Here is a 24,629-nt window from a genome sequence, read left to right on the forward strand (position 1 = left end):
AACATATAAATGTAAAGCGGCTAATTACTCTTAGCCGCTTGCTTGTTGTATCACCGTATCCAGCATCTCGCTCACAAATTTCTGTTTGGTGCGGGGTAGCTGGCTGATCTGCTCAATCTGCCGTTCTAATAACGAGGTTGGCCCTCGCTTAGTTGCCTTAGTTGGCACATCATCTTCTAGTAGCTGTTCAACGCTCACACCCAGCGTTTTAGCTAGGTTCGTTAGCATCTCCACTGAAATCCTTAATCTCCCCACTTTATAGTGAGCCATCGTCTTTTGGGAGATCCCCAAAACCTCGGCTAACTGTGTCTGGGTCATATCAACAGCCTTACGATAACTGGCAATACGTTGTCCCAGCTCCAGATAAAACTGCTTGTCAATGGTTGACATATGGCGCGTCCAATTATGAATCGTTGCCATGATAATGTAAAATAAACAAGACATATATGGACGCTTAGCCTTTGTCGAACAGTACTAACCAATCGAGGTGACTTTTTAGTCGCCTCGTGCCTTTCTTATATTATTTACCTGCTTAACTTTTAGCTTTGAATCAACCAGTTGTGCAATGTAAAACGCTGCTCTGACATATATTCGGGCTTAACTGCATTTAGCAGTGCCCCTAATGAGCTTCGAGCCTGCATTCCCTAAAAAGTAATTCACTCACTCGGCCTGGTTGCCCTTGTCAAGAACGAGCTTACCTAACAACCAAAGATAGAAAAAATCAAACATTATGTGCACCGCCTTGTTGCGTAAATTGGGGCTGATAAGGTGTGCTTTTCTGTAATAATATCCACATCAGCCTTGCTAGGCGATGTGCAGTAGCAACAACTGTTTTGTTATGACCTCGTCGCTGTTTAAGCTCAGTGATCCAACGACTCAAATCATCATTTTTCTTATTAGCATGAGCTACAATGGTTCTAGCGCCGTGAATAAGTTGTTTTCTAAGATACCCATCGTCAGGCTTAGTTATACTGCCCAGCCGGTTTGTATTACTCGAAGCGTATTGCGAGGGTGTGAGACCAAGCCATACAGCAAAATCTTTGGCACTTTTAAAAGCTTGGCCTTTGTCGATAGAAGCGACAAAGGCGGAGGTATTGATAAGTTCAATGCCAGGAATAGATTGTATGATTTGAGCGGCTTCGCTACGGGAGTTTTCTTGTTTAAATAAACTATCGAGTAAATGGATTTTTCGCTCAAAGCCAGTGAGTTCATCGTAGACTTCAGAAATCATCAACAGCACAGCAGGTTGTAATGAATGAGTAAGCAGTTCTTGTAACTCTTGTTTAAACTTGCAGTAAGACTTAGGGATATCAATGCCAAATTCAAGTAACAAGCTTCGTGTTTGGTTGATACAAGCAGTTCGAGCAGATAAAACGCGCTCACGCATGCGATGTAGAATAAGTACAGCTTGTTGTTGTTCAGTTTTCACAGGTACAAAGCGAATGTTCGGTCGGCGACTGGCTTCATAAATGGCGAGACAATCGTTTTTATCATTTTTATTACCACGCACAAAAGGGGTGACATGTTGTGCAGGGATTAAGTGGACTTGGTGACCCGCAGCCAAACATGTTCGACCCCAAAAGTGAGAAGACGCACAGGCTTCCATAACGATTTCACAAGGAGGCAAGTTAACAATGGTTTCTTTAAGCTTGCTTCGAGACAGGCGTTTGGATAAACAAGGGTGACCGTGATTATCAATGCCCAATGTATTGAAATACATTTTTTGCGAGGTCAATGGACAATATGCTAACTTTTTTCATGATGGATGCTCCTATGGACTGTTGCTACCAAATCAGTTTGGCGCATTGACGCCGATTTGGGACCGTCCATCTCATCCCCCATTTTTATTTGCTTGTTTTTTTGTTCAGTTTTCATTTTTTGATAATTTAATTATGGCTGTCTTGTTTAGTTGGTTAAGACAACCCAGCAGGATTAGACTTATATGGTGTTCAAATGGCTAAAAGTTTCGATTTGCCCAACTTTATGTCTTCCTCAAGGAAGTCTGTAACAGGCATTAGAAACTACGGTGTCTCGGGGCATGTTGTTAGGCAACAGTCTTCTCAGAACTCATCGTGGGAATTAGGTAGTATGGGCGAGCTTTTCTATGGTTTCCAAAACATGCATTTTGCCCAGTACAAATGGTTAACAAACTAAACAAACGATAACATTAAAAGGAAAAGGTGGGCGTGTTTTAGCCCACCAAAAACTATGACAAGTTATACCACAATTTATTCACCAGCGATGACGAGTTCGTTAGATATCCATTTAGAATTAATGCACACAAGTGTGATCAGTACTGTATTGATAGCTGCATTAGTATTTATTTTTTATAAGCATAAGAAGTATAAAAACCAACTTAAAGCTTACCACTCAGTTTTATGTATTAGCTGTATTTTTGCTTACATAACGTATCAAGCCACGACTTACAGTGATAAGTATGAGGAAAAAAAAGCCAATTATGTAAATTATGAACATATCAATAATTTTCATAAGGTTAAAACATTTGAAGCGAAGCTTATTTCTACCAAAATATTGAGAGAAACTTGGCCGGGTAACAGGACAAATAGAGGTGAGGATGACTTATGGACAATCCTAAAACTGAATACCAGCAAAGGGGAATTTCATATTAATAATGAAGCAGGTTGGTTGAGATCACAAGACCCTACCATGCCACTTTGCTTTAAAGGCGATTTTATAGAACTGATTACTCCTTATACGGGCTATGATATTAAAATGAGATATTACCATTCATATTCCACCTATCACAAAACAGATAAATCTAAGACTGTGTGTTTAGTCGACTTTAAAGTGAAAGATAAAGCTTAAGGTAAACACCTAACACAAATCAGTTAGCTATTTTTGCTAGCCAATGCATTTGGCAATGCATTGGGGTAATACTATTGTGAGTGGTATTTAGCGCTCTGAAGCGGAGAAAAATAACCGTAATCGTTATATTAAAGCGATAGGTCAAAAACTCACTGCGGACACAATGCGTAAAATTGATGGGCAACTAGCGACTGACTTAAACACCCCACTTAACACTACGATACTCCCTCTGTAAATGCTTTGAAAGTGCATTGAAATTATTTTATAACAAAAACAGATCAAGCTTTGCAGTGATGCGAGATGGCAATGTAGATGTTAGTATCAACCCTTAACTGAGCATAGAGGATATTGGAGTATTTGGAATGTAGGAAGTAATAGACTGGGAATAACATGATAACGGTACGTAAAAGACAGGTCAGTTTGGTTGATTACTATGACTGTATATCACGGTGTGTTTGTCGTGCTTTTTTGTGTGGTGATGATAGGGTAACAGGCAAAAGTTATGAGCACCGCAGAACGGGTAGAAGATAAGCTGCTAGCGCTTACCAAAGTAATTTACATTGACGTGTGCGGTAATGAGCAATCATACGCATATTGCGTTGTATGTAGATGATAAAAAAGCGAAGCGGTTGAATGATGAAGCCATACTTATTCGTTGGAACAAATTATTCAAAGGCACAATAGCCAGTCTTCGATTGTAAGTAATATTAGCTTTAAATTGTTCCCATTTAAAAAAACTGTGATTCAAATTTGATGCTAAGTAAGTTATTTGGCATGGGCAAAGTTACCGTAAGTTATTTGCTATGATCTTTTCGAGCGCTTTTGCACTGACAGGTCGAGAAAAGTAATAACCTTGCATAAAGTGGCAACCAATATTTTTTAAAAATGCGAGCTGTTCCTCGGTTTCTACACCTTCAGCAATACAAGTCATTTGTAAGCTTTGTGCCAGCAAATAGATAGTTTTAATAATGGACTTATTACTATTTAATACATTTAGCTTTCTAACAAAACCTTGGTCAATCTTTATAATATCAATGGGAAATTGATTTAAATAGGTTAAAGATGAGTAGCCTGTACCAAAATCATCTAGCAGTAAAACAAATCCAGCTTGCTTTAATGCATTGAGCGAACGCTTCGCTTTTTCTGTGTCTTCCATCAGCGAACTTTCGGTGATTTCAAGTCGCAAAACTGTGGTGTTTAGATTGAATGATTTCAGAATGTTGATTAAATTGCGTGCTATATCTGATTTTAAAATGTGCACTGCTGATAGGTTTAAAGATAGATAAAAGTCTTGGTCGTTACGAATAAAGTCTTTGAGTTCATAAAGTGCGCGCTTTAAAGCTTGTTCAGTCATTAACTCAATTAACCCAACTTCTTCCGATATAGGTATAAAGTCCATCGGGGAAATTGGCTCTCCCTCGTGGCGCCATCTCATTAACAGTTCAACGCCTACAACTCGGCCACTAATTATATTCACAATAGGTTGATAGTTGTTGTATATTTGATCATCTGTGTAGGCTGTTTTAAGCGCATTTTCTAAAGTTAGTTTACGAGAAAGTTGTGTATTCATCTGCGTGGTAAAAAACTTAAAGCCATTACGACCCGCTTTTTTGGCATGGATCATCGCAATGTCAGCATTACGAATGAGCATTTCAGGAGTTTGCGCATCAAATGGGTACATTGCCACTCCAATACTGGCAGATATACTCATAGAAATACCACCAATTTCAATCTTGTTTGGTAAGCATTCGAGCAGCTCAGTTGCCAGTTCACTCAGCTTATGTGGAGAGTCGATATCTTTAACCAATACTAAAAATTCATCACCACTTTGACGTCCTAAAATACAATATCGTGGCAATTTATCAGAGATCCTTTGTGTAATTTTTATCAATAACTGGTCTCCGGTGTGATGACCATATGCATCATTGATTGGTTTGAACTTATCAAGGTCAATAAACAGTAGTGCGCAATTGCTTGTCGATGATTTTGCACGATGTAGTGCAAACTCAATGTGCTGTAGCATTAAATTTCGATTTGGCAGTTTCGTTAATGAGTCAAAGTTAGCCAAATAACGCAGTTCGCTTTCAGCCTGTTTTTGCTCTGTTAAATCTGATATTACAATAACATAATGCTCAATATGCTCAGTGTTTTTTGAAATTGCATTAATACTTAAGTTAATTGGATGTACATTTTGATGAGATGTTTTAACTGTCAGCTCTTGTCTTATGAGCTGTTTTGGCCCAAGTTGGCGCATTCGCTTTAAAAGGCTCTTTAATCGCGTTTTACCAACAACTTGGGAAAACTTACTCAATGAAAGATCATGAATAGCTGTACTATCATTTAATTCAAAAGCATAACAGAAGCTTGAATTGACTGATAAAGGCGTGAAATCAGCATCTAAAATTAAAATCCAATCGCTTACTTGGCTAAATGCTTCACCGAGTATTGTTGCTCGTAAATCAACAGCCTTTTGTTCTGTAATGTTGGTATAGATCCCCATTACTTGATCAGGGCGACCGTGTTCGTCAAAACTTAAGACTTGGCCAATATCGTGATACCACAACCAAGACCCGTCATTGCCTTTAACCCTATAGGTCAATGAAAATTGCTTGTTTCTAGTTGAATGGAGTATTTTTTCCCATGTAATTTGTACGCGTTCTTGATCATCAGGATGGATAAGAGAAGCGTAGTGTTTTAAAGGAACTTGTTCACTATTGTGCTGTGTTAATAAACAATCTGAGTTGCGTTTTTGTGTTACCACTTTAGATTGTAAATCTACTTGCCATATGCCACTTTTAGTCGTGTTTAATGCCATTTCTGTTTGCTGTTTATTGACCGTCACTGCATGTAAAGCGGCTTCCATGGCTTGTCTTTTATTATAGTTTTGCTTAAACCAAATGAATGATATACCGCCAATGCTTATAAGGTAAAAAGTCCATGCTATTGGAGAATTAAAAGGAGAGTATTTGACGTTAAAAGGCACTGTGATTGAAGCTATAACCGTTTTGTTGCCTAATGTTTGCTGTTTTATTGAGAGTGTATATTGACCAGGCTTTAGCTGGCTAAAAAATAAGTAGTTGACCTTTAAATTATCAAACTCCATTTCAGTTGGCCCTTTTAAATCAACATGATATTGGTAGCTCGCTTGATTTGAAAAGTCAAAATTACTGAATTTAATTCTTAGCCCTAAGTCATTAGGTTCTAAGGTTAGACGCTGGTTATTGATAAAGCTCGGGGAGTAGTTTAGGTCACGTGTCATCAAACTTATATCTGTAATGGCGAGTTTAGCCATGGTATTAGCGTGTTTGGTGAAGTCATCAGGAGAAAACCAAACTACTCCATTAATGGTACCAAATGCCATCTTACCACTTTTTATTACGGCGCTAGCATTGGCATTAAATTCATTGTTTGGTAGTCCGTGATTGGTATCAAATCGTTGAATTTGTTTGGTTTTTATATTGTATCGAAGTAGTCCAGATTGACTACTTAACCACAAATACCCCAAATTATCAGCGTGTATTTGATATACCGTTTGGGGGGCTTTCTCAGGCGGTAACTTAACCTTAAATTTAACCGATAAATTATCTGCATTAAGTGCAATAACACCGTCAGTTGAACTTGCAAGCCATATAGTACCGTCTGCTGTAGCTATCCAACTATCAATTACCGAAAACTGTTCTGACTCTTGTTGCTCAAATTCATAAATCGTCGTTATTAAGCCTGTATTTTCATTAAAACTTACAAGTCTATGTGCTGTGCTAATTAGATATTCAGTTGGCCTTGATGGCAATGGAGGCAAAAACTTATAAGTATTATCCACATCAAGTTGTTGGGTCAAGGTTGTTAAAGGTCGTACTACTTCGTTTTTTGCATCATAGACAAAAAAACCACTTTTACTAATAAATACAATTTGATTATTTGGTAACACACCCGCTCCCCAGTTTTGAACTGAGAATGGGTTTTTGCCCATTGTTGGACTTACTGGGGGTAGTCGAATATTGCCACTGTATTTATTGATTAATTTCAGGCCATTTAAAGTTTCTAAAAAGAGCTCATTGGGCATGAGTTTGTTGAGGGAGATTATTTGATAAACCGCATTCGTTGCATATGCTGCTTTAGGGTCTGCGTTTTGATAAAAATGTTGCGGGCTTGGGTCTTGTAATGTATTAAATCTTAATACGCCATTATCTGTGGCAAGCCAAATACGACTATCGGAGTCTTGGTGTATTGCCCAAATATTGTTGTTAATAATGGTGTTATTAGTTGCTTTGAGTACATTAAAGCGCAAAGAACTTATTGGCCAATAGTAAGCGCCTTGATTTAATGTGGCCATCCAAATATTGTTATTGGTGTCTAACATTAAATCGGTGACGCTTGCTTGGGGTAGTTTGTATTTACTGTCTTGTAATGAAAGCAGTTTTTTAGCCGTTTTAGCATTTCTATTTACTTGATACACGCCACGTTCAGTGGCAATCAACTCGCCTTCTGGTGTCATAACATGATCCCAAATATTCAGCTTTGGCACTAGTATATATGCAGAGTTTAGCTGTAAGTTTTTGTTGTTTATTGGTATTACGTATAAGCCCTGTACTGTGCCAACTAATAATCCAATAGCAGAGTCTACTTTTAATAATTTTATATTACTATTGAGGTTGTTTTGTTGTTTACGAAGGAACTCATGTTCAAAGAGTTGTTTAGAGTCAATGTTTAAAGTAAATAGCCCATGGTTTGTGCCAATAACTAGTTGCTTGTCAATTTTAAGTAAGGCTCTTATATAGCTATGCTGCTCAAAAGATGCAATTAAAGTTGAGCGGCGATTTGTTAAGTCTATTTTATAGAGAAAGTTATCTATTCCAGCGTAAAGTGAGTTACCTAACTTTATAGCTGCGGTGATCTCAGAAAAGGTGTTTGTATTGGTGGCTAATCTTCCTGAATAAACCTGTTTAGCATCAAGTGTATTGATGTCAATTAGGTAAGCGCCATTAAAAGTGGTAGAAACCAGCAGGGTATCTTCATCTAGTAACATTAACATTGAAATGTGTTTTGTTGAGAAGTTAATAGGCTTTTTAAAGACTTCTACTAAATCACCATCATAGCGATTCAAACCCATATGTGTTCCTATCCACACATAGCCATGTTTGTCTTGAACAATATTACTAACGCTTGCTTGAGACAGACCTTCTTCAGTAGAAAGTCGATTAATAGTGCCGCTATTTAGTGCGAAGGCATTGCTTTGTAAAACAATCGCTAAGTAAGCAAAAAAAATGAGCACACAGCTACGATACATGTAATCGTCCTTCGAATTGTTATTGTTTAATTGTCATGTTTCCTGCTTTCTAAGGCGTTACTATGTTCGAGTGTGAGGTAATACTTCCCATTAAACTAGTTTAATACCAATTTTATTAAAACATTGATCATTCTAGCGAGTTAAATAACTCAAGTAGAACAAATACATGCCGAAATTTTTGCCTGGTTACTAAGCCATTTATCTATCGTAATATCTGGTCATTTATTTAATGCAATTGATATAGCACGCTTATTTAAACAGTATTATTGTACCCAACTAGACTGGTTGATGCCTTAAAAAGGGGTTACTTAATAACGTCACCAACTTCATTTAATAGAAATTTTAGTATAGTTTTTTATTAATTACAGGGGCCTAGTCGTAAGTAATCATTTATTCGTTACTACATACTAAGTTTATGATCAACTTGTATGTAAATAACAATAATTATCATTTTTTGTTTTTTGTAGTTGATAACTATTTTTGTTTAGATTAAACTTATTGGCAGTTAATGTTATTGAGATTGGTTCGTATTCATGTACATCTGTATTTGTCACGGCGTGACTGACAAAAAAATAGCCCAAACGATAGACGATGGGGCCACTAGTATGCGAGAGCTTAGCAAAGAGCTTGGCGTTGGTACGCAGTGTGGTAAATGTACGAACTGTACTAAAAAAATCTTAAACGAGAAGTTGATAGAGATTGTGGATGTGACAGATCAAGTTGCTTAATAACTTTTAGATTCAAACAAAAAAGGGCCTTCAGGCCCTTTTTTGTTGCTATAAATCACAATTGCGATTGTAAATAGTTTTCAATTCCCATCACTTTTATTAAGTTTTGTTGGGTTTCAAGCCAATCGAGTTGCTCTTCTTGCTCATTTAAAATGGCATCAAGTGCTTCTCGTGAGATATAGTCTCGTTTTTGTTCAGCTAACAGAATAGCCGCTTTTAAATCACTTAATGACGTTTGTTCAAACTCCATATTAGCTGTAATCATCTCTTTGCTATTTTCACCAATACGCAGGCGACCTAAGCTTTGTAGGTTTGGCAATCCCTCTAAAAATAAAATGCGCTCTATTAAGCGATCAGCATTTTTCATTTTTTGAATTGAGGTTTTATAATCAGCTTTATCAAGAGCGCTAAAACCAAAGTCTTTGAACATGCGAGCATGCAAAAAGTATTGGTTAATACCCACCAACTCGTTAGCCAACACGGTATTTAATGCACTGATAACGTCTTTATCACCTTTCATGCTGACTCCTAAATTATAGTTGCGTTTGAATGTAGTTTTGGGTACCAATTTTATCCATCAGTCCTAGCTGTTGCTCTAACCAATATACATGGTCTTCTTCGGTATCAAACAATAACTTTTCCAGCGTTTCGCGTGATTGATAGTCTTGCTCTTGCTCGCAGATAGCGATGGCTTCTTTAACACTTACAACAACTTCTAATTCAAGTGTTAGATCGTTTTGCATCATAGAGCGTACGTCATGACCAATTAGTAAGTCTCGGCGTTTAGTCATGTTGGGGATGCCTTCTAGGAATAAAATACGCTTGATTAGCCAATCAGCATGCGTTGTTTCTTCTTCCATTTCATGGTTTAGACGCTCGTATAGTTTGTTCAACCCCCAATCATCATACATGCGAGAATGAATAAAATATTGATCAATAGCTGCTAACTCATTTGCCAAAAGTGCATTAAATGCATCAATAACGCGTTGCTTACCTTTCATACCATCTGCCTGCTAATAATTAATAGAGGGCCAGTTTATAGTAAATGATTTACCTGTCAATAAAAAACCCATGAAAATCATGCGGTTAAATATTGATTATAATTCGCATTACAGTTAATTTTTGTATCATTATATGGCTTAAGTGGCCGATGAACCATCACCTAGGCAAGCAACTAATCTAGGTGATGGCTAGCTTATTTTTCGCTTAAAGCTGCTATCTTAACGCGTGAAAAACGGGTAAAAAGAACTGGCAGTACAAACAGTGTTAATAGCGTTGAGCTGATGAGCCCACCAACTACCACAGTGGCAAGCGGTCGCTGAATTTCGGCCCCAACACCGCTTGACATGATCATCGGTAGCAACCCTAATGCAGATGTTAAAGCTGTTATTAAAATTGGACGTAAACGTGCTGTTGCTCCGTTAAATATAGCCTGCTGTGCTGTTTCACCTTGTGATATGCGTTGGTTGATACTCTCAACCATTACCACTGCATTTAAAATTGCCACGCCAAATAATGTAATAAAGCCTACTGAGCTTGGAACTGAGAAGTATTGTCCGCTTATATATAAAGCAAATACACCACCAATAACTCCCAAAGGTACATTAATCAAGATAAGCATAGCTTGACCTACCGATGAAAATGCCAAATAGAGCAAAAGTGCAATCAAAGCTAGGGACAAAGGTACTATAAGAGTTAATCTTTTTTGCGCGCGTTGCTGATTCTCAAATTGGCCGCCAATGACTACCGAATAGCTCACGGGTAGAGTTATTTGGTTGTCTATTACAGAGCGGATGTTGGCAACGACGCTACCCATATCTCGACCCTCTACGTTAGCTTCAATAGCAACCGTTCGTTGAACATCTTCTCTCCTAACTTGCGCAGGGGCAGATTGAAAGCTAACTTGTGCAACGTCACCAAGCTTTACCCAAGCACCGCTCGGAGCGAGTAATCTAAGGTCTTTGATTGCTTGAGGGTTTTCTCGAAAACGATTGTCTAAACGTACATAAATATCATAGCGTTCATTACCCGTTATTATCTGACCTGCACCTGTACCGCCAATACCATCTCTTACCACAGACATCACATCCGCTACTGATAATCCATAGCGTGACAGTTGCATGCGAATTGGCTTTATAATCAATTGTGCCTCACCGGTAACTTGCTCTAAAGCAACATCGCTAGTGCCGTCGATTGTTTTAACCAGCGCCTCAATTTGTTTTCCTTTGGCAACGAGGATATCTAATTGTGGACCAAAGAGCTTAATGGCCAGCTGTGCTTTAACACCAGATAGTAGTTCATCGACTCGAGTTGCTATTGGTTGCGAGAAATTAAACAACAGGCCTGGGTGGGTAGCTAATTTTTCTAACATCAGTTTTTGCAACCCATGACGATCCTTTGCATTTTTCCAGTGTTGTATTGGTTTGAGTCCTATATAAATTTCAATGTTATTTACGGGCTCAGGGTCACCCCCAATTTCAGCCCGGCCAATACGGCTTAATGCATAGGTTACCTCATCAAAAGAAAGCAGTTTTTGTTCGAGTATGGGAGCTACTGATAACGCCGTTTCTAAACTGGCAGAGGGCGCGAGTGTCACTCTTAAATTAATTGTACCTTCTTCAAGTTCGGGTACAAACTCCGTGCCAATTTTAGGTGTAATCACAACAGCTATAATAAGTAAAACACTGGCACTTATTAATACTAGAGCAGGTGCCGACATCGCTTTATTAAGCAAGAAGCGATAAACCCTATCTAAAGGCGTTAGTATGACGCTTTTTCGCACTTTAAATTTGTATGTAAATAAATAAGAAGCCAGAGCGGGAACAACAACCATGGCTACAATGATTGCGCTTATCAATGCCAACATAATGCTCACGGCCATAGGTTCAAAGAGCTTGGATTCTACGCCTTCAAAACTGAATAGGGGAATAAAGACCACCAATATGATCATTGCTGAAAAAATCACAGGCCGTGCAACGGCCTTACCGGCTCGCTTAATAGTTACTTGGCAAGATTGTGATTGATTCTCGCTTAATTGTTTGCATATGTTCTCAACCATTACGACTGAGCCATCAACTAACATACCGATAGCAATCGCAATTCCTCCTAGCGACATTAAATTGGCAGATAAACCGAACCAAGACATCAGTATCAAAGCCAGTGCGACTGAAATGGGGATAGAAATAAGCACCAAAAATGTTGCTCGAAGACTCATTAAAAACAACGCTAATGTAATAATGATGAGTAAAAAGGCCATAGCTAAAGCACTTACCACGGTACTTACTGCTTTTTGAATTAAGTCTGCTTGATCATAAAAGGGCACAAACCGCACACCATCGGGGAGGGATTGTTCTATAAGCTTTATCCGTTGCTTTATCCCTGCAATGGTATTGTTGGTGTTAGCACCTAGTCGTTTTAACACAATGCCAGAAACTACTTCGCCCAGTTGTTCAGGCTCACCTTGTGTATTTCTACGTGTCATCGTAACCGCGCCTTGGCGAATTTCAGTACCAAGCTTTACTTTTGCCACTTCAGCAACAGTAATAACAACACCATTAATGGTTTTTACTGGCACTTGTGCCAGTTGCTTAATCCCCTCCTGCGAGCTTGCATACCAACCTATTCCTCTTATGACTAGCTGCTCCTGAGCGCGTTGCATATACCAGCCACCAGCATTTTCATTGTTTTGAACGATCGCATTTACAACATCATGTTGAGTTAAACCATAGCTCATCAAGTGTGTTGGATTGATATGAATTTGATATTGCTTTACATTGCCACCAAACGATAGCACGTCTGTAACCCCATCAATGGGCATAATGAGTAATTTTACAACCCAATCGTTGAGGCTTCGAAGTGTCATGGTATCAATATTTGCATTGGGTTCACTGATTAATAAATACTGATATATTTGCCCAAGGCCGGATGTATTTGGGCCCATCTGCGGTATCCCGAGCCCTGCAGGGATAAGTTCTTTGGCTGTTTGCAGGCGTTCAAATACAAGTTGGCGAGCAAAGTAAATATCGGTTCCTTCTTTAAAAACCACGGTAATGCCAGACAGGCCTGTTTTAGAGATAGACCTTACTTGCTGTACACTTGGCAGAGCATACATTACCGCTTCAATAGGGTAAGTAATTAGTTTTTCTACCTCCTCAGCGGCAAGCCCAGGCGCTTGAGTATTAATGGTAACTTGTACATTTGTAACATCAGGGAAAGCGTCCAAATTGAGCTTTGGGATTAAAAGTGCAGCAGCAATCAAAGTAGCGACAAGTGCTAACAGAACTAACAGACGATTATCAACAGACCAATCAATAAGGCGATTTAGCATATTAGTCACCTTAATTAATGGTTGTGTATATCAAAGCTGTTTTTAGCCAGCTCAGAGGAAATAAAAAATGCACCTTGGGTTACCACCTCTGAACCTTCAGCTATGCCAATCACTTCAACCTGCTCGTCAAACTGGCGACCTCGCTTAACGTTGACCGCTACAAAATGGTTTTTTTGAGAGATAATAAATATTTGCCATAAGCCTTCTGCGGTTTGTATTAGCGCTGTCTCAGGTACAGTTATAACAGGCTGCGCTGTTGGTTGAGTAAAATACACATTAACGAACATACCTGCATGGAGTCGGTCTTCTTGATTATTTACTTGCAGGCGAACTGTGCGTGTTCGGGTGACTGGGTCTATGGTATGAGACTCTTGAATGATTCTAGCTTGGTATGTATGTTTTAAATGTTCAATCTCTACGGTACTTTGTGATGAGATATGCTGATTATCGCTGGTGGATAAACGGGCTTCAACCCACAAGTTTGTCTCATCAGCTAATAACATGAGCGTTTGTCCAGTGTTAATGCGTTGTCCTTGTGAAAAATTATCTTGTAAAACCACACCGTTTATTTGGGCATATAAATTATGCTGACCTAGCTTTAAGTTGCTGTTATTATTTAACTTATTAATCTCTCCATCTGTTAGGCCGAGCGCTGTTACTTTACCTAAACTGGCTAAATAACGTGTTTTTGCTTGTATTCGCTGGCTTTCGCTGACCGCTAGTGCGTTCATATTTTTAACCCGTAACCACTCGTTAAATGCCACTATGTAGTCACCTTGGGCTTGAGCCATAGACTCGCTATATAATGTTACTAATTTATCCCCTTGTTTAACCCGCTCGCCTAAAGCAACATGGCGAGTCATTATGACGGAGTCGGTACGCGGAGATACCACATAACTTGTGTAACCATTTGCTTTTAGTTCCCCGGGCGCATAAGTACGTACATGCGCGATTTTGGACTGTAATTTGCCCACAGTGATGTTTGCTAATTCTTGCTGAGTTTGAGTTAAAGTAATTTGTAAAGTTTCGTCGTGTTTTAGTAAATCTTGCTGCTCAGTATTTTTCTCGATATGAATGTGCTCATCCTCCCAAGATATTGCTTTTGAAGGGATGTATAGGGTAAGTGCAATATATATTATTGCCACGGTTATCAATTTAAACATAACAGTCTCTTGCTTTATCCATTTTTGCAGATGGATTTAATTTTTTATTAACTGACACTCATAATCGAATGCTGCGCACTTAAAGTGCGTAGTGAAAGCAGTGCCAAATGAGTGGCCTTTGAGGCTTGTAATACTAATTTGCAATAATATTTAATCATTTTGAGGAACTAAACCTGACGCAAACTTCGTCATAAAATTCTCATTTAGAACAACTAAATAGCGAAATTCGAGCCTTGCCTGTATGGCTGTAGGTACCTTGGAAATAGCAAGGAGCGAGAGCGGTGCTATTGACAAGATTTCATAGCCTCAAAATTGCTTACTTAACTAAGCAAATTGGTATAAAAATAAGACGTTATGCTCTGGGAGGTTTAAATTGTGGTTCGTGACGTTGCAGCGCATATGCGAACTCATCGCGCTGTATGTTGTGTGAGGGTTGCCAGTATAAAGTGGGTGTGGGTTTGTTGATATACCAACTTAAGTGACTCCCACTACAATGTCCGCAATGATGGCAATCTTTGATATTGTGATCATCTTGAACTTGCTCGAACTGTGCCATAGTAAGCAAGGAGTGAGTATGCTCTGTTTTGAGGTGCTCAAGATCAATTTGATGAACTTGTGTTGCAGCAGCCACCACCCCAACAGATTGCAAAGCAATCGCTAAAGTAATAATAAGGCTGATAAACACTCTAAGATTCACGGTTAAACTTTTCTTAAGTTAAAATATAAGGCCAAATTAGCAAACATCTGCAATGTGGTCAATTCCATATTAGATAGCCACGTATACATCATTCTTAGGTTTGGTTCCAAATCTGGCTATAACGAAATAGATTTTACGATAAACTAGGACCATTGTTATTAAGCCATTGAGTTGTTATGTACTCATCTGATATTTGTGAAAAAGCAAGAAACAGCAGAGACCATCGGTTTGATGGTTTATTTTATGTAGCAGTTAAAACGACAGGAATTTATTGTCGACCAATATGTCCAGCACCTACGGCAAAAGAAAAAAATGTGGAATATTTTGAATATGCTCACAATGCCGCAGAGGCTGGGTTTCGACCATGTATTCGGTGTCGGCCTGACGCTGCACCAGGTAGTTATGCATGGCTCGGCACCGAAACAACCGCTGTACGAGCAAAAAAGTTAATTGATGAAGGGGTTTTATCAACCCACTCAGTAGCAGGTTTAGCTGAGCGTCTGGGTATTACTCAGAGGTATTTAAACAAATTGTTCAAGCAATTCTATGGAACTAGCCCCAAGCAGTACGCATTGTATAGACAATGTGACTTTGCTAAGCAATTGTTACAACAAACTACTTTACCAGTTGCACACATTGCGTTTGCGAGCGGATTTCATTCATTAAGGCGCTTTAATGATGCGTTTGTGCGTTTATATCAGCTTACACCAAGTAAACTAAGAGGAGGTGTAGAGCATACTCAGTCAATAATTACCTTGAACCTGCCATTTAGGCCACCTTATAACTGGCAAGTATTACATGACTTTCTGGCTAAACGGCTGATTGAGCCTGTTGAATGGTTAACAGATAATGGCTATGGACGTAGTTTTAGCCTTGAGACATTCAATGGCTCGTTCGCAGTACACTTTGATAAAGTTAATCACTGTTTTAGGGTTGAGATAGCGATTAACGATGTGACTGGACTGCGAACCGTGGTCAGTAATATACGAAGAGTGTTGGACTTAGATGCTAATACATCTTTTATTGAAACCCACCTTAGCCAAGCCTTGCCAAAATCGTTTATTTTAACTTCAGGGTTACGTTTACCGGGTATTTGGAGCGAGTTTGAAGCCGGTGTACGTGCAATATTAGGACAACAAGTGAGTGTTGGCGCAGCTAGGAACTTACTTAAACAATTGGTTCAAGAACTTGGCGAACAAAATCACTTAGGGCAAACGCTATTCCCAAATCCTGATGCGATGAAAGATAACGCATTTGCTTTTTTTAAAATGCCACAACGGCGTAAGGAGGCTTTAGCAAGTTTTGCTCGCTATTGCAGTGATGAAAACGTAATTGATGATCTCGATTTGTGGTTAGACATAAAAGGGGTTGGCCCTTGGACTGTGGATTATGCAAAAATGCGTGGTCAAAGTAACCCCGATATTTATCTGGCTGGAGACTTGGGTGTGAAAAAAGCGTTTGCTAAGTATGGTGAGCTTGATATAAATACATGTGCTCCGTTTCGAAGCTATTTAACCTTTCAATTATGGCAGCAGTTATAGTTTATTAATTTGCTATAGGTACTTCGATTGACATGTTTATAGTTGTAGCATCGCAATGTGGTTGAATTAATGCGGGACTTGTTTGTAAAGCAATTGATATACAGTTGCATGATTTTATATGGCGATGGGCTGTTGCTCTTAGCTTTGTTTGTTACCACAGTTATTGGGTATTTCCCCAAGGCAGAGCCTGTATCCATAGTTGCTTTATGTAAGGGTTGATAACGTAGAAAAAAATACCAGAATGGCACTGCTCAAAGGCTTTCAATGCTACATAGCGCATTTCTTGCATTGAAAGCATTTGATTTGAAAAATTTATACCGCAAAGATAAACACGCCTTAAACATGAGAGCAAAATAAATTAAACTATATATACTTGTGAGCAATCATTATAAACTTTGGGAGTAAGAACTGTTGTTATTAAGGCTGTTCATTTGCTTGTGTTTAGGGTCGTTTGTTCCTGCTATTTTCGCACAAACACTTACTTTTTGTTATGAAGACAAAGAATTAGCACCCTCATATATGGGGACAGGCTTACATGTGCCGGATACTCGCCCTGGTGTTAGTATTGAAGTGCTACAAATGATGGAGCAAAAAATTGATGGCCTTAGCATTGATTTTATAAGGGAGCCTTGGCAACGATGTTTACATGATATGAAACGCAACAAGGTTGATGCGGTAATCGCCAGTTACCGTGAAGAACGAGCGGCTTTCATGGTTTATCCAACAACTCAACATGGTGAACTTAACACGCAACTTGCACTTAATAAATTTGGACGTTGTATTGTGGGAGATAAACAGTTTATCAAAGCGTTAGCATCCTCAAAGCAAAGTTTTAGTCTGGCCATCCCCAATGGCTATTCATCTGCGAAAAATATCACCGATGAGCGCTTTATTAAAGTTGATACATTATCTCAACTAGATGCTTATGAATTGGTAAGTAAACGGGTAGTTGATGGTACGATTGGGCTGTGTATGATCAATGAAAAGGTTGTTAAAGCGTTTCCTTTTGCAAAGCGGTTGGAGGCATATCACCCGCCATTTGATACGAGCTATGGTTTTTTAACTTATTCAAAACAGTTTTTTAAAAATAATGAGATACTCGCAAAAGAACTATGGGAACATTTAGCTGAGTTTCCATTTGCGCAGGTTTACATGGAGTACTTAGGATTTGAGCATCAACAAATTGACAGTATCATAATTGACCCTGAGGGCTCAAAGTAAAATAGTAAACAACCAAAACTTTGGTTAGACTAGTGGCATTGTTAGTTACAAGATAATCCTATGGCACAACTTTATTTCTATTATTCAGCTATGAATGCTGGTAAATCAACCACTTTATTGCAATCTGCATTTAATTATCGTGAACGCGGTATGACCCCTTTTATTCTTACCGCCGCGATAGATAATCGCGCAGGGGTAGGTAAAGTAGCATCACGTATTGGCCTAGAAGCGGATGCCCATGTTTATGATACACATAGCGACTTGATGCAAATAATTACGAATGAAAATGAGCTGCAAAAAATTGACTGTATTTTAGTAGACGAATGTCAGTTTTTAAGTAAGTCGCAAGTAAGTGCGCTGACAGATGTGGTTGATGAGTTGAATATTCCTGTGTTGTGTTATGGCTTAAGAACTGACTTTAGAGGTGAACTATTTGAAGGTTCACAATACTTGCTTGCGTGGGCTGACAAGCTTATTGAATTGAAGACTGTGTGCCATTGCGGCCGTAAGGCTAATCGAGTTTTACGTACTGACGAAAACGGTACTGCCATTGCAGATGGTGCGCAAGTTGAAATTGGTGGCAATGACCGTTATGTGTCTATGTGTCGAGCCCATTATAAGGCTCAGCTAGAAAACAAGACATAAATTTAGATAAGGGACATATGGCTGGGCTAAGCTTTGAGTGCGTTTTAGTTAATCCCTAAACGGCGTAAACTCACTTTACTTTAAGAGTCACTTGCATAACGCCATGCTAAAAACCTACTCACTTTTTGGCCCTGATCCATTTTTACGACTTTTATTTCTTTAGGATTCTGCTTTTTCAAAAAAAGTTTAAGTGATGATAGGTTATCCTTTTTTGATACAAGACAAGTAAACCAGCCTACCTGTTGTGAATAATTTTTGCTCTCTTTAATCATGGTTTTGATGAATTTACGCTCACCCCCATCACACCAGAGCTCTTGGTTTTGGCCACCAAAGTTTAGTTTGCTACTTGAGTGCTGTTTAAGGTTCTGCCACTTGCGTTGTGTTCCTTTAATAGCCTCATCTTGATTGGAGTGAAAGGGTGGGTTGCACATTGTTAAATCGAAATATTGATTAGGCAATATCACATTCTTAAAGATGTTGTTGGGGCTGTGTTGTTGTATCAATTTAATATTTAAATGGTTTGCTGCCACAATGGCTTTAGCGCATTTGAGTGCTTTGGGGTTGATGTCTGAGCCAACAAATTGCCATTGATATTCTGCATTACCAAGTAATGGGTAAATGATGTTAGCGCCAGTACCAATGTCTAGTACTGTCACATTTGAACAAGGTTGTTGCTTATCGAGTAAATCGGCTAAGGCATGAATATAATCTGCTCTCCCTGGGACGGGCGGGCATAGAAAGTCTTCAGGCAACGACCAAAATTTTATAGCGTAGTAATGCATCAGTAGTGCTTTGTTAAGGCATATTACGGCATTGCTATCACTAAAATCAATGCTGTTTGTACCTTTTGGTGTGATGATCAGGTATTTGGATAGCTCAGGCAGTGTCATACATAAAGCATTAAAGTCATATCCATGTTGATGTTTGTTTCTACTGTGCATTAACGTGAGTTCTTATGAAGTTAGCATTCTATTATATCGCGTACCAATTACTTGTGACAAATTTAGCTTGATTGCGAGTACACAAAACTACTGGTAGGATGAGTTAACTGGATTATAACAAGAACTAATAATGATTGAGCAATCTTCTCTTTTCGTGACATTAAGTAGCGAGCAAAAATTACATTTGCGATATATCGCAAAGTCTGGGAGCAAAGGGCCCGCCGTGTTTTTTATGCATGGGGCGGTTGAAAATGGCAAAATCTTTTATACTGAAAGCAACAAAGGGCTTGCACCCTTTTTGGCATCAAAAGGTTACCGCTGTTATATTGGTGACCTTCGCGGTAGGGGTTTAAGTTTACCTGAAATTTCGCGCCAATCTGACTATGGCCAAACAGAAGCAATTTTAGAAGATATTCCAGCTATGCTTGATTATATTACTTATCATAGCGGTGAGTTTCCCAAGTTTTGGGTGGCACATTCTTGGGGGGGGGTGCTTATGAATAGCTATTTTGCACGTTTTAAAAATATGGTGGATAAAGTGGCTGCCTGTGTTTATTTTGGCTCGAAGCGTTCGCTTCACAATCACCATATTAGTAAATATATTCAAGCAAACTTAATTTGGTATGGTTTAGCCCCTTTATATGCAAAAAAACATGGATTTTTACCCGCAAAAGCGCTTAGGTGGGGCAGTGATAATGAAACTCAAAAATCGCACCGCCAAGCAATGGAGTGGGCAAAACGTAAGCCTTGGATAGACAGTGATGATGGGTTTGATTATGCTACTACATTAAAAAATATGCGATTACCCGCAACGTTGCATGTTGCGGGGGTAAAGGACAAAGCTTTAGCTCAACCAGTTGATATTAAAAAGTTTATGCAAGAATCTGGCTGTGGCACGCAAAAGTTGAAAATGTACGGCCAAAAACATGGCCATTTACATGATTATGGTCATATAGATATGCTTACGCATAAAGGGGCTCATCACGACCAGTTTAAGGACTTACTTGATTGGTTTGCGTTTCATCAGCATGGTTAAGTAGTGCTATGATATGTTTTTCATAGGGTTGCCAGCTTGTAAGTGGCGCTTTACTGATTGGTTTGCGCACTTGTGCTTTACTTAAAGTTGTTATTGAGCGCCTATCTTTATAATATTCTAAGCATTGAGGTTCAAACTTTTGATTTAAGAAGTTCAGAGTTTTGGTGATCATCTTATTTGGATGCTCTAGTAGCGCTTCATAACTAAGTGTAAATATATTTCTGGGAATATGGTTATTAAAATGTGCCATGAGATTTTGCTCTGCTTGGGCATAAGTTTCAAATTCACTGATTGAGCAAAAGTAGGGTTCATCAGCTGCAAAATGATTACTAAATACAGACCAAGCTGTTGCTTTGAAATTACGTGTTAGGTGAATAATTCGTGCTTCAGGAAATAAGCTATAAATCATACCTAAATTTTGAAAGTTAGCAGGTAACTTATTGATAACTACTTCATCACCTACTCGGCGTTTTTTGATTTCCTCTACGTATAAAGTACGGCAATAATCTTTTGTTGAAGTGCTTAGGTTGTCAAAGCAATAGGGATATGAAGTTTCAGAGCGCTTTTCTAAAAATGGCACGATGGCATCACTGAGTATGGTATTTTCACCGATAGACCCTATATTGCTATGTTGCACTAGCATTTGTTCAAGTAGGGTTGAGCCTGTTCTGGGCAAGCCGACAATAAAAGTGGGTGTAAATGTAGACGCTACTTTGTCAGTCGGTTTTTTGAAAAAGTCTTCATTAAAGTGTTGTTTTAATTTATGAAAAAATGGCAGCATTGCCGATGTTTTAAAGTCACAAAACTGTAACTGTATATCGTTTGCAAGCTGAAAAAAGTCAAATGCTTGGTCATGGTTTTTGAGACGATGATGGCATTTACCTAATGCATAGTAGGCAACTACTTTAAGGCGTTCGTTGTCATAGGTATCCAGCAGCTGCTCTAATAGTTGCAAATGTTGTTCGAGTTCAGACACTGGTGCTATTTGTACCAGCTCATTGAGCATAAAAACGCTGACTGGGCCATATGGGCATTTCAAACCTTGTTCTAAGGTTTTCTTTGCATTATCAATAAAACCATAGTCTAGGTAGAATTGACTTAGTTCATAGTGTGCTTGTGCATTATGCTTTGCGATACTCAAAGTGTATTCAAGTACGGTTTTAGCATCCACTGGGGAGCCTACCTGATTAAAGCAATGCGCAAGAGCAAATAAGGGGTCTAGCATTTTTGGCAGGTGTTCACAGGCTCTGCGTAAATAATAGATTGCACTGTCGAAATCTTCTAAACGAATACATATACGGCCTAGGCCAAACAAGGCTGAGCCATTGTTATTATTCTCTTTTAGTATGGCCTTAAACATAAACTCAGCCTCTCTGAGCTTATTTTCTTCCATTAATTCGTTGGCTCTTTTTATCAATAGCATATGCGTTAGTTATTTAATTCGATTAGCTTAATGGTAAAAATAAAAAGGCGAAATAGCTAATGCTATTTCGCCTTTACTGCTGGGTTACAGTAAAAATTAGAAGGTGTAAGTAGCCTTCACATAGTAGAAGCCACCGTTAATACCGTACGGAGACGTCTCATAGTATTTACCACCCCAATTGTTGTTAGGAATACCTGAGGCCTTTTGGAAATCAAGTTTTTCAGGCTCTTGGTCAAAGATGTTGTTTGCACCTATGCTCAAGCTAACATTCTCAGTTGCAAAGTAAGTTAGCTCTGCATCGAAGGTAACCGAAGGGTCAGCCGTGATAGCTGTTTGGTCGAAGTCTACGTGTACACCTTGATATTCACCAAAGTAGTTATAACGAATAAAGCCTGTGAAAGTTTCCCACTGTTGTGTCCAAGTTGCTGTTGCGCGATGTTGTGGCAAGTCTTCTTCTAAGCGCTTAACTTTGAATGCGCCAGTAATCGCAGAGAACCTGTCAACTTCTGTTTCATTCCAGTTATAAGCAAATGCAAATGTTGAGTAACCATCTAGCAAGTCCATAGAATAGTTAGCAACTACATCAACACCTTGTGTTGTGGTATCAAAGTCATTAGTAAAGAAACTTACCTGCGCCAGACTATCTACATTTGGCACGCCAGCTGCTTTTAACGCTGCTTTTTGACTGACTGTTAAGTTAATTTTATCTGATTGGCTAATACGGTCTTCAACCTGAATGTTGTAGTAGTCAATGGTTAAGAATATATCACCAGATTGATAAACTGCACCAAACGTATAGCTGTCTGACTCTTCTGGTTGTAGCTCAGTACCGCCTAAAAGCTGAGATACAGGGTTTGTTGGTGGTAAAAGTGCTGAATCTACCAGTACACCACTACTTAGGTTAGTTTGTACGTTACTCACGTTCGCTTGACCTACAGTTGGCGCGCGAAAGCCGGTACTGATTGAACCACGAAATGATAAGTCATCAGTTGCTTGGAACTGTGCCGTTATTTTGTAATTCGTGGTTGAGCCAAATGAGTCGTAATCTTCATAACGCAGTGCCCAACCCATTAAGAACTCTTCAGTAAACGGCGTTTCAACATCCACATAAGCGGCATAGTTACGGCGGCTATATTCGCCTGCTGCTGATGGCTTAAAGCCTGGAAAACCATTAGAGCCGATACCAAAACCTTGCTCTGTTAAAGGACCTGCTATAAATGACGCTTCATCACCTGCAATCACTTCAAATGTTTCTTCATGCCACTCCAAACCTGCCGCAATGTTCACATCGTATGCAAGGTCAAAGTCATAGCCCTTTGAAATGTCGGCATTGAAGTTTTTCTCTAACTGAATGTATTTACCTGGACTAAAGTCCATCGGTGTTTCAGCACCCAGCGATGCATTTACTGTATTAGTAATAAAGTAACGAGACTCGTTGCGACCGACTGAGCCGCTCAAGTCATAACGTGCCCCTTTAAAATAGCCATCAGTAATATCGCCTTTTGTTCCAATCGTTAAAGACGTATCCGTGATGTTACCACCAAAGAAAGGTGTAAAACCTGCGGGTAGAATTTCATTGAATGCAAAGCAGTTATTACCAATATCGGAGTTTGATGCAATCTGTTGATAAGCGGCAATCGTAGATACATCTAAAATCTGCTCGCCTGCTGAATTTTTAAGGTTAACGGTTGGGCAGCTAATACCAGTATCTAAGCCATCTAAGTCAGCAACTAGTAGGGTGTCTCCACCATCGTTTGAATAGACCTGAGGGCGGGTTTGCGGGTTACGATAATAAAACCCGCCTTTAACATCACGCTCAGAGTAGTTACCAAACATGTAAAACTGCGAATCATTAGTTAAATCTAAACCAACATTACCAAATAAGGTAATATCATCGTTTATTTCAGGCGCTCCCCAAACTTGCGCCGGATTACGTATACCGGGTACGCCAGCTCCATCATATGCAGCAGCATCCGGACGTTGCACACTGCGGCTTGTGGCATCAGCATTTTTATACTGAAAACTTAAGTTAGCAAAACCATCATCACTAAATGGCAAACCGACATTACCTTCATAGGTTGTGGTATCACCATCGCCTTCAAAGAATTGACCATGTTTAACTGCAAAGCTACCACCTTCTGATGCATCTTTTAATACAAAGTTAATTACACCAGCAATTGCGTCAGAGCCATATTGCGCTGCAGCGCCATCACGTAATACTTCAACTTGCTTTAATGCAATACTTGGAATAACAGAGATATCTGGACCTTGCGCACCATCGTTAATACCGCCGCCTAAAAATGCGATAACCGATGAACGGTGACGACGTTTACCGTTTAGTAAAATTAACGTGCTGTCAGCAGGTAGGCCTCGAAGGTTCGCTGGGCGAACTAATGAAGCTGCATCACTGATTGGGTTCTGGTGTACGTTTAGTGAAGGCACTGAACCTTTTAAAAGTTCGAGCATATCATCGCCACCCGCCTTACTTAACTCTTCACCGCCGATGATATCGACTGGAACGGGTGAATCACCAACCGATCGAGGTGCTGCACGCGAACCAACGACCGCTATTTTTTCAATCTTTTCTTTTTTGGCTCCATTTTCATCTGCCATCGCAGTAGTAGAAAATATACCAACAGATGCTGTTGAAGCGATAGCATAAGTAATTGCACGACTAATCGCGTTTAATTGTAGTTTCATCCTGTTTCCCCAGTTTGATTCTTTTGTTGTCATAAGCTTTAAACAAAAACTCATGTTTGCTTTTTATTGCAACTTATATATACATATCATTAAC

Annotated in this window: 16 protein-coding genes and 2 pseudogenes; 7 read left to right on the forward strand and 11 right to left on the reverse strand. The window is 39.1% G+C overall.

The window, feature by feature from the left end; translation table 11 throughout:
• Positions 1–30 precede the first annotated feature (30 nt).
• Positions 31–444, reverse strand: a complete 414-nt coding sequence (locus OCI93_RS13700; RefSeq protein WP_315942821.1) for a helix-turn-helix domain-containing protein — start codon at positions 442–444, stop codon at positions 31–33.
• A 277-nt stretch (positions 445–721) separates the two neighbouring features.
• A pseudogene (locus tag OCI93_RS13705) lies at positions 722–1,760 on the reverse strand (IS110 family RNA-guided transposase).
• A gap of 526 nt (positions 1,761–2,286) precedes the next feature.
• On the opposite strand from OCI93_RS13705, the gene OCI93_RS13710 reads away from it, so the two are divergent.
• Positions 2,287–2,826 (forward strand): hypothetical protein, encoded by a 540-nt coding sequence (locus tag OCI93_RS13710; RefSeq protein ID WP_261626624.1) that lies wholly within the window; start codon positions 2,287–2,289, stop codon positions 2,824–2,826.
• 390 nt (positions 2,827–3,216) lie between these two features.
• Positions 3,217–3,509, forward strand: a pseudogene (locus OCI93_RS13715) (hypothetical protein); the annotation flags it as partial.
• A gap of 101 nt (positions 3,510–3,610) precedes the next feature.
• On the opposite strand, the gene OCI93_RS13720 reads toward OCI93_RS13715, so the two are convergent.
• Positions 3,611–8,113 carry an EAL domain-containing protein gene (locus OCI93_RS13720; protein ID WP_261626625.1) on the reverse strand — a complete coding sequence of 1,501 codons (4,503 nt, stop codon included), beginning with the start codon at positions 8,111–8,113 and terminating at the stop codon, positions 3,611–3,613.
• A gap of 533 nt (positions 8,114–8,646) precedes the next feature.
• Between OCI93_RS13720 and OCI93_RS13725 the strand changes: the two genes are divergently transcribed.
• Entirely contained in the window at positions 8,647–8,841 is a 195-nt protein-coding gene (locus OCI93_RS13725; RefSeq protein ID WP_261591410.1) for a bacterioferritin-associated ferredoxin, read from the forward strand.
• Positions 8,842–8,896: 55 nt separating this feature from the next.
• Here the strand turns inward: OCI93_RS13725 and bfr (OCI93_RS13730) are convergent, their stop codons facing one another.
• The 5 genes from bfr (OCI93_RS13730) to OCI93_RS13750 form a co-directional block, all read right to left on the reverse strand.
• Positions 8,897–9,361: a bacterioferritin gene (bfr, locus tag OCI93_RS13730; RefSeq protein WP_261591411.1), complete on the reverse strand. Its 465-nt coding sequence runs from the start codon at positions 9,359–9,361 to the stop codon at positions 8,897–8,899.
• A 13-nt stretch (positions 9,362–9,374) separates the two neighbouring features.
• Positions 9,375–9,842 carry a bacterioferritin gene (gene bfr / locus OCI93_RS13735; RefSeq protein WP_261591412.1) on the reverse strand — a complete coding sequence of 156 codons (468 nt, stop codon included), beginning with the start codon at positions 9,840–9,842 and terminating at the stop codon, positions 9,375–9,377.
• Between the two features lie 194 nt (positions 9,843–10,036).
• Positions 10,037–13,168, reverse strand: coding sequence for an efflux RND transporter permease subunit (locus OCI93_RS13740; RefSeq protein WP_261626626.1), 3,132 nt, complete (start codon positions 13,166–13,168; stop codon positions 10,037–10,039).
• Positions 13,169–13,182: 14 nt separating this feature from the next.
• Positions 13,183–14,331, reverse strand: coding sequence for an efflux RND transporter periplasmic adaptor subunit (locus OCI93_RS13745; RefSeq protein ID WP_261626627.1), 1,149 nt, complete (start codon positions 14,329–14,331; stop codon positions 13,183–13,185).
• A gap of 352 nt (positions 14,332–14,683) precedes the next feature.
• The gene (locus OCI93_RS13750; protein ID WP_261591415.1) at positions 14,684–15,028 is read right to left on the reverse strand and encodes a hypothetical protein; all 345 of its coding nucleotides are present in this window, start codon (positions 15,026–15,028) and stop codon (positions 14,684–14,686) included.
• 176 nt (positions 15,029–15,204) lie between these two features.
• Here OCI93_RS13750 and OCI93_RS13755 point away from each other — a divergent pair, with 176 nt between their 5' ends.
• The 3 genes from OCI93_RS13755 to OCI93_RS13765 all read left to right on the forward strand — a co-directional run bounded on the left by OCI93_RS13755 (position 15,205) and on the right by OCI93_RS13765 (position 18,435).
• Complete coding sequence (locus OCI93_RS13755) at positions 15,205–16,569, forward strand: DNA-3-methyladenine glycosylase 2 family protein (protein WP_261591416.1); 1,365 nt, start codon at positions 15,205–15,207, stop codon at positions 16,567–16,569.
• 411 nt (positions 16,570–16,980) lie between these two features.
• Positions 16,981–17,790: a type 2 periplasmic-binding domain-containing protein gene (locus tag OCI93_RS13760; RefSeq protein WP_261626628.1), complete on the forward strand. Its 810-nt coding sequence runs from the start codon at positions 16,981–16,983 to the stop codon at positions 17,788–17,790.
• A 60-nt stretch (positions 17,791–17,850) separates the two neighbouring features.
• Positions 17,851–18,435 (forward strand): thymidine kinase, encoded by a 585-nt coding sequence (locus tag OCI93_RS13765; RefSeq protein ID WP_261591418.1) that lies wholly within the window; start codon positions 17,851–17,853, stop codon positions 18,433–18,435.
• 80 nt (positions 18,436–18,515) lie between these two features.
• On the opposite strand, the gene rlmF is transcribed toward OCI93_RS13765, so the two are convergent.
• Positions 18,516–19,376, reverse strand: a complete 861-nt coding sequence (gene rlmF / locus OCI93_RS13770; RefSeq protein ID WP_261591419.1) for a 23S rRNA (adenine(1618)-N(6))-methyltransferase RlmF — start codon at positions 19,374–19,376, stop codon at positions 18,516–18,518.
• A 130-nt stretch (positions 19,377–19,506) separates the two neighbouring features.
• Here rlmF and OCI93_RS13775 point away from each other — a divergent pair, with 130 nt between their 5' ends.
• Positions 19,507–20,412 (forward strand): alpha/beta fold hydrolase, encoded by a 906-nt coding sequence (locus tag OCI93_RS13775; protein ID WP_410007636.1) that lies wholly within the window; start codon positions 19,507–19,509, stop codon positions 20,410–20,412.
• On the opposite strand, the gene OCI93_RS13780 is transcribed toward OCI93_RS13775, so the two are convergent.
• Positions 20,369–21,835, reverse strand: a complete 1,467-nt coding sequence (locus tag OCI93_RS13780) for a tetratricopeptide repeat-containing sulfotransferase family protein (protein ID WP_261626629.1) — start codon at positions 21,833–21,835, stop codon at positions 20,369–20,371. The two genes, OCI93_RS13775 and OCI93_RS13780, sit on opposite strands and share 44 nt — an antisense overlap.
• Before the next feature lie 96 nt (positions 21,836–21,931).
• On the reverse strand, positions 21,932–24,535 hold the full coding sequence (locus OCI93_RS13785; protein ID WP_261591421.1) for a TonB-dependent receptor plug domain-containing protein: 2,604 nt from the start codon (positions 24,533–24,535) through the stop codon (positions 21,932–21,934).
• Between the last annotated feature and the right edge of the window lie 94 nt (positions 24,536–24,629).

Source organism: Pseudoalteromonas holothuriae, assembly GCF_945859825.1.
GTDB lineage: Bacteria > Pseudomonadota > Gammaproteobacteria > Enterobacterales > Alteromonadaceae > Pseudoalteromonas > Pseudoalteromonas holothuriae.

What these genes read in the sequence shown, in the direction of transcription:
- OCI93_RS13775 (WP_410007636.1), top strand. Translation starts at nt 19,507, where the DNA reads ATGATTGAGCAATCTTCTCTTTTCGTGACATTAAGTAGCGAGCAAAAA.
- OCI93_RS13720 (WP_261626625.1), bottom strand. Translation starts at nt 8,113, where the DNA reads ATGTATCGTAGCTGTGTGCTCATTTTTTTTGCTTACTTAGCGATTGTT.
- OCI93_RS13780 (WP_261626629.1), bottom strand. Translation starts at nt 21,835, where the DNA reads ATGCTATTGATAAAAAGAGCCAACGAATTAATGGAAGAAAATAAGCTC.
- OCI93_RS13700 (WP_315942821.1), bottom strand. Translation starts at nt 444, where the DNA reads ATGTCTTGTTTATTTTACATTATCATGGCAACGATTCATAATTGGACG.
- bfr (WP_261591412.1), bottom strand. Translation starts at nt 9,842, where the DNA reads ATGAAAGGTAAGCAACGCGTTATTGATGCATTTAATGCACTTTTGGCA.
- OCI93_RS13740 (WP_261626626.1), bottom strand. Translation starts at nt 13,168, where the DNA reads ATGCTAAATCGCCTTATTGATTGGTCTGTTGATAATCGTCTGTTAGTT.
- OCI93_RS13725 (WP_261591410.1), top strand. Translation starts at nt 8,647, where the DNA reads ATGTACATCTGTATTTGTCACGGCGTGACTGACAAAAAAATAGCCCAA.
- OCI93_RS13755 (WP_261591416.1), top strand. Translation starts at nt 15,205, where the DNA reads ATGTACTCATCTGATATTTGTGAAAAAGCAAGAAACAGCAGAGACCAT.
- OCI93_RS13785 (WP_261591421.1), bottom strand. Translation starts at nt 24,535, where the DNA reads ATGAAACTACAATTAAACGCGATTAGTCGTGCAATTACTTATGCTATC.
- bfr (WP_261591411.1), bottom strand. Translation starts at nt 9,361, where the DNA reads ATGAAAGGTGATAAAGACGTTATCAGTGCATTAAATACCGTGTTGGCT.
- rlmF (WP_261591419.1), bottom strand. Translation starts at nt 19,376, where the DNA reads ATGCACAGTAGAAACAAACATCAACATGGATATGACTTTAATGCTTTA.
- OCI93_RS13765 (WP_261591418.1), top strand. Translation starts at nt 17,851, where the DNA reads ATGGCACAACTTTATTTCTATTATTCAGCTATGAATGCTGGTAAATCA.
- OCI93_RS13745 (WP_261626627.1), bottom strand. Translation starts at nt 14,331, where the DNA reads ATGTTTAAATTGATAACCGTGGCAATAATATATATTGCACTTACCCTA.